Source organism: Delftia sp. GW456-R20, from assembly GCF_001622915.1.
Classification (GTDB): Bacteria; Pseudomonadota; Gammaproteobacteria; order Burkholderiales; family Burkholderiaceae_C; genus Comamonas; species Comamonas acidovorans.
On record NZ_LWCN01000004.1, the window covers coordinates 639067 to 651144 of the forward strand.

At 67.4% G+C, this 12078-nt stretch carries 9 protein-coding genes and 1 tRNA gene; 4 read left to right on the top strand and 6 right to left on the bottom strand.

Translation table 11 applies throughout. The annotated features are described in order from the left end of the window. The first annotated feature begins 2 nt into the window (after window positions 1-2). The gene (selB, locus tag A4F85_RS08400) at window positions 3-1946 is read left to right on the top strand and encodes a selenocysteine-specific translation elongation factor (RefSeq protein ID WP_063326301.1); all 1944 of its coding nucleotides are present in this window, start codon (window positions 3-5) and stop codon (window positions 1944-1946) included. A 186-nt stretch (window positions 1947-2132) separates the two neighbouring features. Continuing rightward, a tRNA-Sec gene (locus A4F85_RS08405) sits at window positions 2133-2228 on the top strand. A 32-nt stretch (window positions 2229-2260) separates the two neighbouring features. On the opposite strand, the gene A4F85_RS08410 is transcribed toward A4F85_RS08405, so the two are convergent. From A4F85_RS08410 to A4F85_RS08425, 4 genes are all read right to left on the bottom strand, one after another. Next, complete coding sequence (locus A4F85_RS08410; protein WP_013802666.1) at window positions 2261-2767, bottom strand: OmpA family protein; 507 nt, start codon at window positions 2765-2767, stop codon at window positions 2261-2263. 1 nt (window position 2768) lies between these two features. Next, window positions 2769-3998, bottom strand: coding sequence for a sensor domain-containing diguanylate cyclase (locus A4F85_RS08415; RefSeq protein WP_013802667.1), 1230 nt, complete (start codon window positions 3996-3998; stop codon window positions 2769-2771). Then, a complete protein-coding gene (locus tag A4F85_RS08420) occupies window positions 3995-4552 on the bottom strand; it encodes a YfiR family protein (RefSeq protein ID WP_013802668.1) in 558 nt (185 codons plus the stop codon). Before A4F85_RS08420 ends, A4F85_RS08415 begins: the two co-directional genes overlap by 4 nt. Window positions 4553-4734: 182 nt before the next feature. Further along, window positions 4735-5559 (bottom strand): GNAT family N-acetyltransferase, encoded by an 825-nt coding sequence (locus A4F85_RS08425; RefSeq protein WP_063326302.1) that lies wholly within the window; start codon window positions 5557-5559, stop codon window positions 4735-4737. 99 nt (window positions 5560-5658) lie between these two features. Between A4F85_RS08425 and selD the strand changes: the two genes are divergently transcribed. Then, window positions 5659-6717 carry a selenide, water dikinase SelD gene (gene selD, locus A4F85_RS08430; protein ID WP_043781849.1) on the top strand — a complete coding sequence of 353 codons (1059 nt, stop codon included), beginning with the start codon at window positions 5659-5661 and terminating at the stop codon, window positions 6715-6717. A 106-nt stretch (window positions 6718-6823) separates the two neighbouring features. Here the strand turns inward: selD and A4F85_RS08435 are convergent, their stop codons facing one another. Both A4F85_RS08435 and A4F85_RS08440 read right to left on the bottom strand, forming a co-directional pair. Beyond that, entirely contained in the window at window positions 6824-9274 is a 2451-nt protein-coding gene (locus A4F85_RS08435) for a penicillin acylase family protein (protein WP_063326303.1), read from the bottom strand. A gap of 157 nt (window positions 9275-9431) precedes the next feature. After that, window positions 9432-9911 (bottom strand): Lrp/AsnC family transcriptional regulator, encoded by a 480-nt coding sequence (locus tag A4F85_RS08440; protein WP_012205315.1) that lies wholly within the window; start codon window positions 9909-9911, stop codon window positions 9432-9434. 662 nt (window positions 9912-10573) lie between these two features. On the opposite strand from A4F85_RS08440, the gene A4F85_RS08445 reads away from it, so the two are divergent. Then, entirely contained in the window at window positions 10574-12064 is a 1491-nt protein-coding gene (locus tag A4F85_RS08445) for a GGDEF domain-containing protein (RefSeq protein ID WP_063326304.1), read from the top strand. Window positions 12065-12078 lie beyond the last annotated feature (14 nt).

Consider the following 12078-nt stretch of genomic DNA (forward strand, 5'->3'; position numbering starts at 1 on the left):
GCATGATCATCGGCACCGCCGGCCACATCGACCACGGCAAGACCACCCTGGTGCGCGCGCTCACGGGCGTGGACACCGACCGCCTCAAGGAAGAGAAGGCGCGCGGCATCTCCATCGAGCTGGGCTATGCCTACACGCCGCTGCCCAATGGCGAGGTGCTGGGCATCATCGACGTGCCCGGCCACGAAAAATTCGTGCACACCATGGCCGCAGGCGCTGTGGGCATAGACCACGCCCTGCTGGTGGTGGCGGCCGACGACGGCGTCATGCCGCAGACGCGCGAGCACCTGGACATCCTGCAGCTGCTGGGCGTGCGCGAAGCCACCGTGGCCCTGACCAAGGCCGACCGCGCCACGCCCGAGCGGCTGCAGCAGGTGCGCGCCGAGATCGGGGCCCTGCTGGCCCCCACGCCGCTGGCCGGCGCGCCGGTCTTCCCTACCGCGGCAGCCCTGCCTGACGACGCAGGCGTGGCGCAGCTGCGCGAGCACCTCATGGCGCGCGCCCAGTCCATTCCCGCGCGGGCCAGCGACGGGCTGTTCCGCCTGGCCGTGGACCGCAGCTTCACGCTGCCGGGCCAGGGCACCGTGGTCACGGGCACCGTGTTCGGCGGGCAGGTGAAGGTGGGCGACACGCTGGTGCACTCTGCCTCGGGCACCGAGGTGCGTGTGCGCAGCCTGCATGCCCAGAACCAGGCCAGCGAACAGGGCCTGGCCGGACAGCGCTGCGCGCTCAACCTGTCGGGCATTGCCAAGGAAGCCATCACGCGCGGCGACTGGATCGCCGACGCACGGCTGCTGCAGGCCAGCGACCGGATCGACGTGCGCCTGCAACTGCTGGCCGATGCGCCATCACTGGCCCAATGGACGCCTGTGCATGTGCACATCGGTACGGCGCGCTGCACGGCCCACGTGGCCCTGCTGCAGGACCAGCCGCTGGGCCCGGGCGAACAGGCCATCGTCCAACTGGTGCTGGACATGCCCGTACATGCCCAACCCGGCGACCGGCTCATCGTGCGCAATGCCCAGGCCAGCCGCACCATTGCCGGCGGCAGCGTCATCGACCCCTTTGCACCCGCACGCAAGCGCCGCAGCCCCGAGCGCACGGCCTATCTGCAGGCGCTGGAATCGCTGATTGCCACCGGGGACGCCAGCGCGCTGGTGCAAGGCGCGGCGCACGGCATTGCCACGTCGCAGCTCATGCGCCTGACGGGCCGCGCATCGGTGGCCACGGATGCCCGCGTGCACCGCCTCCCCCTGGCCGAGGGCGATACGCTGCTGCTGGGCGAGGCACGCTTGCAGCAGCTGCGCAACCAGGTGCTGGACAGCATGGCGCGGTTCCACGACAAAAGCCCCGACGAGCCCGGCGTGAACGCCGCACGCCTGCGCCGCATGGCACTGTCGGGCCTGGTGCATGCAGGGCATGACGCGCTGTGGAAGGGCCTGCTGCAAGCCCTGCTGCAGGACGGCAGCCTGGCCGCCAGCGGCGCCTGGCTGCACCTGCCCGGCCACAGCGTGCAGTTGTCGGACAGTGAAAAGCAGATCGCCCAGAAACTGCTGCCCGCCATCGAGGCCGGCCGCTACGACCCGCCCTGGGTGCGCGACCTGGCCCGCGACAGCGCCACCGGCGAGGAAACCGTGCGCCAGCTGCTGCGCAAGCTCGCACGCCAGGGCCAATTGTTCCAAGTCACCAAGGACCTGTTCTACACGGCAGCCCGCATGGACGAACTCGCGGCCCTGGTCCGCGAACTGGCCTCCTCCACCCCCAACGCCGAAATCCAGGCCCACGCCTTCCGCGACGCCACCGGCCTGGGCCGCAAACGCGCCATCCAGATCCTCGAATTCTTCGACCGCATCGGCTACACCCGCCGCCTGCGCGACGCCCACCTGCTGCGCCCCGATGTGCAGTGGACCACTGGCGGAAATTCGCTCACCCCAGCCAAAAGCTGAGCCATGACGCTCCCATGGGACCGCTACAATAGCCGGCTTTGGGCATAGCACCTGCAATGGCGCGGCCCAACCCAGGGACGCCGAGCAAGAGCCGCCTCGCGGCGATGGCGTCGTCCCCCTCCCCCGCGAAGCGGGTAGAGAGGGGGAAGGCGCGTAAGCGCCTCAGGGGGTGCCCAACATCCAGAAGGAAAGCATACGCACCCGGTGGTGCGCCCGGGCTTCAAACCCGGTCAGGGGCGTCAGCCGCTCCTGGGTAGGTTCGACTCCTGCTGCTTTCCGCCAATCCCCCGACTCTGATTCCAGCCAGGTTACGGCTATTGCAAGGGCACGACGATGGCCACGCGGCGGTTCTCCGCCGCATCGCTGGGCACCACGGGCATGGCGCGGCCCAGGCCCTTGACCTCGATATCCTGGCGCGCCAGGCCAGCTTCGGCCAGCACATCGGCCACGGCCTCTGCGCGGCGCAGCGACAGGCGCATGTTGTAGGCATCGCTGCCGCGATCGTCCGTATGGCCTTCCACGCGCAGCCGCTCGATGCCCACGCCCTTGAGGGCACGGCCCAGCTCCAGCACCTTGGTGCGCGCCTGGGCGCCGACTTCGGCCGAATCAAAGCCGAACAGCAGCTTGCCCGACATCTGCAGCTCCCAGCCCTGGTCTGCCTGCGCAAAACCCTGGCTGCGCAGCAACTGCTGCTGTTCTTCGGTCAGCCCCGGCGCCTTGGCCGGCGCCTGCGGCACCGTCTGGCAACCGACCAGTGCAAGGGCCAGCACTGCGGCCGCACCTGCGCCGCACATCCGGATCCAGCTCCGTCGTTTCAACATGTCATCCTCCTGTGATTCGTTCGGCCTGGCGCATGGCCTTGGCCTGGTACATGGCCTGGTCTGCATGGCGCATCAGCGTCTCCATGCTCTGGCCATGCTTGGGAAAAAGGGCGACGCCCGCGCTGACCGAAGGCTGCAGCACCACGCCGTCGCCAACGACCAGGGGCTCGCGCATGGCGGCCTCTATCTTGTCCTGCACCATCTGCGCATCGCCACCGCCGCCGATGGGATAGAGCAGGATGGCGAATTCGTCGCCACCCAGGCGGGCGACCAGGTCGGTCTCGCGCACCTGCGAGCGCAGCCGGGCACCCACCGCCTTGAGCAGCACATCGCCCACGGCATGGCCGTAGGCATCGTTGACCTGCTTGAAGCGGTCGTTGTCCAGAAACAGCACGGCCAGCTTCTGCCCGCTCTCCGCCGCACTGTCCAGCGCCTGCTGCAGTCGCTGCTCGAAATGCAGCCGGTTGGCCAGCCCAGTGAGGCTGTCGCGCGAAGCCTGTCGCTCCAGCGCCGAATTTTGCTGCTGCAGCCGCTCATGGCGCGTCTGCAGCTCGGCCAGCAGGGCGTTGAAGTTGTCGCCCAACTCGCGCAGCTCGGCAATGCGCGCCAGCGGCACGCGCTGGTCCATGGATCGGTCATGGCGCACGGCCCGGGCCACGCGCGCCAGCTGCTGCAGCGGCTCGGCAATGTCGCGCAGCATGCGGCGCGACTGGCGCAGGCCCACATAGCCGCTGACACCCACGCACAGCACCAGCACGATGAAACCTGCGCCCAGGAAGCGGACCAGGCCCACGCCATCGCTGGCCAGCTGCACACTGCCTACCAGCCTGCCGTCCTGGCGCACATCGGCCTCGGCGCGCGGCAGGCCAATGCCCACGGCCAGCAGCTCCCCGATGCTGGACAGCGCCGAGCCACCATGGCCCGACCACCGCACGAACGGGCGGCCCTCGGCATCGAAGACCTCGGCATGGGCCACGCCTTCGCCGCGCAGCAGCTGGTCCAGCACGCGGGCGGCCTCGTCACGGTCACCGAAGACCAGCGATGCCTCGACCGTATAGGCCAGCGAACGGGCCACCAGATGCAGGTTGTTGGACAGGTACAGGCGCAGGGTGGCCACGCCGACGATGAGCAGCAGCGCCCCCGCCAGCGCGATGGCCACCGCCGCCATGCGCAGGTGCGCGCGGCGGATCACGTTGCGCAGGGAGGCATTGCCGGACAGGGACAACTTCATGGCAAGGTCCTGTGGCGCGCCAGTTGCAGCACCTTGGGATTGACACGCAGGCCGCTGCGGGCCACGGAGTCGAGGCTGACCTCGAAGCCCGCACCCTCGCCACGGCGGCGCAGGCAGAACATGGCGCCGATGCGGCACAGCTCGCCCCGCTCGCTGATGGTCAGCAGCGGCCGCCCGGCCAGCTGCTCCATGAGCTTGCGCCAGGCCGCCTCATCGAGCTGGCCGGCATAAATGCCCTCGCATTCGACCAGGGCGCGCGCATCGACGGGCACCACACGCCGCACCTCCAGCCGCTGGCTGCCCACGGTCTGCGGTGCGCCATTGAGCAGGTCGTCGGCATATTCGGTGGAGCCCACCACGCACAGCCGCAGCACGGGGCTTTCCGTGGGCCAGCGCGTGTAGCCCAGGATGCCTACGACGGTGCGGGTCACCCCCAGCTCATGCTCATCGGCCGCCGGCTCCGCATGTGCCTGCCCCACCAGCCCGGCCTGCAAGGCCAGCAAGCCCACGACCAGCCAGGCCCGGGCAGACAGGCCTTTGATCCTGCAATCCATGCCCCACCTGCGGTGTGTTTGATGTATGCGATGTGTGCGAGCTGCCAACCAAGGCTCCTTGAACGGAATATCCATGCATTGCGCCACGCTGGCGCACTGAAGCATTTTTTCACATATCGACCCCATCGGGCCGACGGGACTGTCACGCCGGGTCGCCCGTGATGGGCCAATGCGGCAACACATCAAAGCGCAGAGGCAGGAAGCCGGTAGTGATAGCCGTAGAGCGCCTGAAAGCCCAGGCTTTCATACAGCCCGCGCGCCACCATGTTGGGCGCACGCACCTGCAGTTCGGCCCATTGCGCTCCCTGCGTCTGCCCCCAGTGCATCAGGCCATGCACCAACGCCCGGCCCAGTCCCTGGCCGCGCAGCGCAGGCGTGATGACGATGTCATACAGGCCCACGCAGCCGCGCTCCACGACGGCCAGGCCAAACCCGGCCACCTCGCCGCCCACTCCACCACCCACTTGCAGCGAAGCAAATGCGGCGGGCCAGGCAATGGACTGCAGCATATGGTGGTGCGCCTGCCTGTGCTGCTCCGGCACGGCGCCGGCCTCGGCAAAGCCCTGCAGCCAGGCCGTGCCAGGCTGGGCTTGAATGGCAAGGGTCCAGCCGTGGTCGTTCGCTGGCGGCGCCATGTCCGTCAATGCGGCACGCATCACCAGGGAAGGGTCGGCCATCAGATAACCTGCCTGCGCCAGCTGCGCATCCGCCTCGGGACTTGCCAGGGGCGAGAGACGAAAGATGGCAGGCAGGCCCTGGCGCTCGTAGAAGGCCTCGATCTGCGGCAGCAAGGCGCCAAGGCGGGCGCCGGGCTGCTGGGCATTGGCCGAGTTGGCGCGCTTGGTATGGCCCTGCGCAGCGCGCAGCAGCCAGTCGCCGCAGAGCACGGTGCGCTGGGCCGGCCAGGCGTTGAAGCCGCGCTGCTCCACGCCCACCACCGTCTCGGGATCGCATTCCACGGATGCGCGGTCATGAGTGAAAGACTTGGACATGCCCGCTTGTACCATGGCCGCCCGCCGTGCCCGCCCATAATATGGCGCGCCGCCGCGCTGGCGGCAGGCACTCTTTCCCACTACTGCGATCGCCGCCGATCGCCGGATTGCTCCATGACCACAGACACCTCCCAAGCCCCCCGACTCACCTCGCTGTCCCATGGCGGCGGCTGCGGCTGCAAGATCGCGCCGGGCCTGCTGGCGGAGCTGATCGGCAAGAGCGCGCTGCCCAAGCAGTTCTTCCCGGACCTGCTGGTGGGCACGGAGACCGCCGACGACGCCGCCGTCTACCGCATCAACGACGAGCAGGCCATCGTGGCGACCACGGACTTCTTCATGCCCATCGTGGACGACCCGTATGACTTCGGCCGCATCGCCGCGACGAATGCGCTGTCCGACATCTACGCCATGGGCGGCCAGCCCCTGATGGCCCTGGCCATCGTGGGCATGCCCATCAATGTGCTGCCGCACGACACCATTGCCAAGATCCTGGAAGGCGGCGAATCGGTCTGCCGCGATGCCGGCATTCCGCTGGCCGGGGGCCACTCCATCGACTCGGTCGAGCCCATCTACGGCCTGGTCGGCATAGGCATCGTCAACCCCCGCCAGATGAAGCGCAATGCCGACGCCCGGGCCGGCGACGTGCTGATCCTGGGCAAGCCGCTGGGCGTGGGCATTCTGTCGGCCGCACTCAAGAAGAACCTGCTGGACGAGGCCGGCTACCGCGCCATGGTGGAAGCAACCACCCTGCTCAACCGCCCCGGCACGGCGCTGGGCAAGATGGACGGCGTGCACGCGCTGACCGATGTGACGGGCTTCGGCCTGCTGGGCCACGGCCTGGAACTGGCACGCGGCGCGGGCCTGACGGCACGCATCGACAGCCGCAGCCTGCCCGTGCTGCCCACGGTGCAGGGCTTTGCCGAGCAGGGCGTCATCACGGGCGCCTCGGGCCGCAACTGGGCCTCGTATGGCGCGCAGGTTGCGCTGGGCGCCGGCATCACCGATGCGCAGCGCGCGCTGCTGACCGATCCGCAGACCTCGGGCGGCCTGCTCGTGTCCTGCGCGCCGGATGTTGCCGATCAGGTGCTTGCACTGTTTGCCGAGCAGGGCTTTGGCAGTGCAGCCATCGTCGGCCGCATGGAGGCGGGCGAGCCGCGTGTCATCGTGGACTGACGGCCAGCGCATTCCAAAAGCAACGGGGGCCTCGGCCCCCGTTGCTTTTTGCACTCCCGGCGAGCCGCCAGCGAACCGGCGGCCCGTCACCGGGTCACAGGTTGCTTCACTCGCTCACGGTCTGCGTCTTGTAGGCCGGGCTGGCCTGGATGGCGCTGTCGGTGAACGGCAGCTTGAGCCATTGGCGCGCGCCGTAGGCCTTGGTGTAGTCCACGTAGTGGGCCGAGGCCGGGTCGTCCGACAGCGAGAAGGTCAGGAAGGTATGGGCCTCCACACCGGCCGACGGGAAGCTCACCACCTGCATGTAGCTGTTGCCGTGCGGCTGCCCGTCCATGCTGTAGCCGCCCTGCTCTATCTTGTTTTCCGAGCAGGTGATGGTGAAGTAGCCCACCTCGCCGCAGCCGCCATACAGCGCGATCTTCTCGCCGCCGCGCTGCGAGAACAGCACGGTGCCGCGCGCCGCATCCATGGCAAAGCCGCTGGCCTGCACGGCCTTCACTGCTTCGGCGAACGCCTTTTGCAGCGCCGCCTTGGCAGTGGGCTTGATGCCACGCGGCGTGTTGACGGGGTCGGCCGCATCGAAGGGCACGGCATACAGGTCGGCCGATTTGATCTGGCTGGCCACGCGCTTCCAGAACTCATCCCAGACATGGGAACCCCTGGATGCCGCCGTGCCCGTGCCGTCCCAGGCCTGCAGCGCCGTGCAGGCAGCCGATACGTCCACCGTTTCACCCGGCGAGGACACGGGGCCTGGACAGACCTGGGCCAATGCCTCGTCCTTGAAGCGCGCGCTGTAGACACGGCTGTCCAGCACCATCTGGCGCACGATGTCGCTGGTGGCCAGCTTGCCCGGGTAGCCGTCCGTGCCCGCCAGCCGCTGCAGCGCCATGGTGTGGCCCAGGCGCGTGCGCAGGCTCTGGGCCGACGAAGTGGAGCCGAAGATGGCCGGATAGCCGGTCAGCGGCGCCGAGGCATTGGACAGCCAGTAGCTGTCGTTCATGTTGCCCACGTAGTCGCTGCGCAGCAAATTGGGCATACGTGCGGGGCCGATGGCGCCCGCCTGCACCGAATCCGCATCCGAACTCCAGTCGCACTGGCTGCTGCCACCGGCCAGCACCGGCACCTGGGGCAGCGCCGCGTTGATGGCGGCCGAGGCGGGCGTGGCACAGGCCTGCAATTGCGCGGGCGGCACGTTGGGCACGGCGCCTATGTCGGCATACCAGACCTGGGCATTGCCGCGCCCTGCGGCCACAGTGTTGACCCAGGGAATGGCCGACTCCTCCTTCTGGATGCGGATGAACTCGTCCAGCGACTTGGCCTGGTTCCAGCGCAGCCAGTTGCGGAAGGTGCGGTAGTTGTAGGCGTTGATGTCGCGGATGGCGAACACGCTCTGCGTGGTCCAGCCCAACGCCGGGTCCATGGCGCCGAGGTTGACCACCGGGCCGTGCACGGTCTTGTACAGCGTGCGCGTGACCTGGTCCTGCCCGCCGGAGGCATTGCGCACGCTCACGGTGATCTTGCTGGCCTGCATGGCCTCGGTCTTGCCGTCGCGCACATAGCGGGTCGGGTCATTGGGCGCCAGTTGGTACATGAACAGGCCGAAGCGCCGCGCCGTGGACACGGTATGGCTCCAGGCCACGTCGTTGTTGAAGCCGATCAGCACCATCGGGATGCCCAGAAAGCTGGCGCCACTGACATCGATCTCGCCGGGAATCGTGAGCTGCGATTGATAGAAGCGGTCCGGCCCCTTCCAGTACCAGTGCGGATTGCCGAACAGCACGCTGCTGCCGCCGCCCGTGGCCTGCTGGCCAAAGCCGTACATGTTGCTGCCGATGCCCGTGGTGCCGCCCACCTGCAATGATGGCGCCACCACCTGCCCCGGCTTGAGCGCGGCCAGCTGTGTCGCGGCCGGCCGGGCCTTCGCCGGCCTGGCCGAGGCCGTTGCTGCCGCAGCCGCTGCAGGCGGCACGGCATTGGCGATCTGGGCCACGAAGTTGCTGTAGCCGCCGGCCAGATTGGCCGTGTACATGCGCCGCCAGATGTCCTGCGCGGTAATGGCCTGCACCCAAGGCTGGCCCGCGCAGGCCGCATTGGTCTTGGCCCCGGCCGGGGTCTCGCGCACCACGCGGTTGTAGCCGGCCACGAAGCCATCGACCAGTTGCTTGAGCTTGTCCGGCTGGGCCTGGATCATGGCGGCCACGGCGTCATCGGAGACGACATGGCGGAAGAAGAAGTCCGAGTCGAGATTGCGCGGCCGGTCGATGGTGCTGTCGTAGACGGCCTGGGCATCGCCGCCCAGGTAACGCGAGCGCTCCCCGCGGTACGTCAGGAAGGAGTCGGCCATGGTGCACAGGTTGTCCTGCGCCTGGGCATAGCCGGCGCCATAGCCCAGGCCCGTCCAGTCCTTGGCCTTGATGTGCGGAATGCCCATTTCCGTGCGGCGGATCTCCGCGCTGTACTTGCTGCTGGAGCCGTCGCCCGAACCGCCGCAGGCCGCCAAGGCGGCCAGGCAAATCAATGACAGGGGCTTCCATCCACTGCGAACCGCTGGGTACATGCTTTGTCTCCTGGTGTTATGCGTACACAAAGAAAGACCCCCTTTTTGTACGGGGGCCCACAACAGCATAGGAGGGCCGCAAGGGACTGCCTACCCGGCAGTTTCACTAGCAGATGTCAGAGACCCGACAGTAGTTGCAAGGGCTGCAGCGCGCCCGTCAGGCAGCGGATTCGCCCGGCTGGCTCAGGGCCGCCGTGGTGCGCCGGTCGATCTTGCGGCTGAGCACCACCGAGGTGTAGGTCTGCTGAATGCCGTCGATCAGGCCGATGCGGTCCAGCAGCGCATCGAGCTTTTCATTGCTCTCGCAGCGCACGAACACCATGTAGTCGTACTGGCCGCTGACGGCCGAGACCTCCTCGACCTCGGTGAAGCGGTTGAGCGCCTGCATGACCAACGTGGCCGTCTTGGGCTGCACGCGGATGCCGCAATACGCCCGCACAGCAGACTGCTCCACGCGTGCGCCCAGGCGCACGCCGTAGCCGGCGATCACGCCCTCTTGCTCCAGCCTGGCAATGCGCGCCACCACCGTGGTGCGCGCCAGATTCATCTGCCGAGCCAGATGAGCGGTGGAAGCCCGTGCATTGGTCTGCAGCAGACGCAGCAGCTGGCGGTCGGTTTCATCAAGACGGTATTCCATGCGGTTCCCTGGATTTCAACGGCAAGCACCTATGGAAGCTGCCCGGATGTGGTTCCACATTTCGGCAGAGATCTCCCCCAATCCGGCGATTTTATGCGTTGCGCATCGTCGTTCTATCGACAGGAGTTGCACTTTTCCTGGTACCGCGGCGGCTGGAACGCCTCTCCAGCCTTCGCCGGACGGCAGCCGCCACAACTGGCACCACCAGCTCTTGGGATATTCATCAGAAACAAAAGTAACTAATTACAAATTCTTGGTGCGACAGGAAGCAGGGACCACGCAGGGACCTGACTACGGAACCGCATGAATCCTTAGCATGCATCCCATCTTTCCTTCACAAAAGCTGCTCCAGGCGCACCGCTGCCACTTGCGGCAGTGCTGATCGGGCTTACCGGCGCCTGCGAAACGCTTTCAAAGCGTGCTGTATGCAAGATGGATCAGTACTTGCAAATACATGCATTTCCGCTAGATTGGCCCCGCAGGCGTAAATTTTGTGTACTCAAGTTACCCCGCGCGTCTTGTTTTATCTGCCCCGAGGAGGATTTCCTGTTCCCGCTGCCCGCCGGGCCGCTCGTTCACCACCATGACAAGGGCATGGCCGCCATGCCCGACGAACGCGCGCAGAGTCCGGTGCCTCCATTCGGTCTCCACAGGGGAGACATATGTCACATCGCGCCGCATCCGGAGATCCGTGGAGCCTTCCACAAGCTGCAACGCCCTGGCGGGACAGCTTTGTGCTGGGCGGGGTGCTGTTCCTGTGCTCGGCCGTGGCGCTGGGCCTGCGCTCTCCGGAGCATCTGTCGTCCCTGTGGCTGTCCAACGCCCTGCTCCTGGGCTGGATGCTTCGCAGCCCTGCCTACAGCCATAGACACGGCTGGACGGCTGCCGCCATTGCCATGGCGCTGGCCGAATGGCTTTCCGGCAGTCCGCTGGACCAGACCCTGTGGCTGACCTTTGCCGACCTGGCCGCCGTGGCCTGCGGCTGGGTGATGATGCGGCGCCTGCCGCAGCGGGTGCAGCAGATGCGCTCTCCTTCCTCGGTGCTGCATCTGGTGATGTGCAGCCTGCTGGTGAGCGTGGTCGGAGCCGTTCTGGGCTCGGCGGGCATGCACCATCTCATGCATTGGCCCTGGCAGCCCATGATGGCCATGTGGTTCAGCAGCGAGTTGATGCACATGACCCTGTTGCTGCCTGTGCTGCTGAGCCTTCCGGCAAAGCTGGAGCCGCTGTCCTGGCGCAGCCAGCCATTCAAACAAACGGCGCAGGCCTTGCTGCCGCTGCTTGCCCTGGCGATTTCCGAATCCATTGCCATCTACCTGGGCGGACCAGGCGCGCTGTCGCTCACCATGCCGGCCATGCTGCTGTGCGCCATGCGCTATCGGCTGTTCGTGGTCGCCCTGCTCAACCTGGTCAGCTGTGCCATCAAGCTGGCCACGTTTTCCCATGTGTTGTTCAGCTCGCAAGGCACCGAGCTGGAGACCACGTTCTCCTTCCGCCTGGGTCTGGCCATGCTGTCGATCGGCCCGCTGGCCGTAGCCTGCACGCTCATGGCTTTCAAGGACATGCTCAGCAAGCTGCGCCATGCAGTGAACCACGATGCGCTGACCGGACTGCTGGCACGCACCAGCTTTCTGGAGCGCGCACAGCGCACGCTGGAGCGCCTGCAGCGCGAGCGCCAGTCAGGCGCCATGCTGATGCTCGACCTGGACCACTTCAAGCACATCAACGACCGCCATGGCCATGCCGCCGGCGACCGGGTACTACAGGAAGTCTCGGCCCGCCTGTCGCAGGCGCTGCGCCCGCATGAACTCATAGGCCGCCTGGGCGGCGAGGAGTTTGCGGTGCTGCTGCCCGGTGCCGACTGCGTCACGGCAATCGCCGTGGCCCAGCGGCTGTGCGAGGCCACGCGCGAAATTCGCATCGACATGAACGATGGCGCAGCCATCTGCCCCACGCTGAGCATTGGCATAGGCTGCACAAACATGGCCTACCCACCGCTGGGTTTGAGTGCCTTGCTGCGCATGGCCGATACCGCGCTGTACCAGGCCAAGGCCAGCGGCCGCGACCGCTACTTCGTGGCCGGCGAGCGGCCGGGCGAGGCCGACACACCGGCCTTTGCCTGCGAGCATTCCGGGGGCGCCAAAGCGGCCTGACACCAGGCACCGCC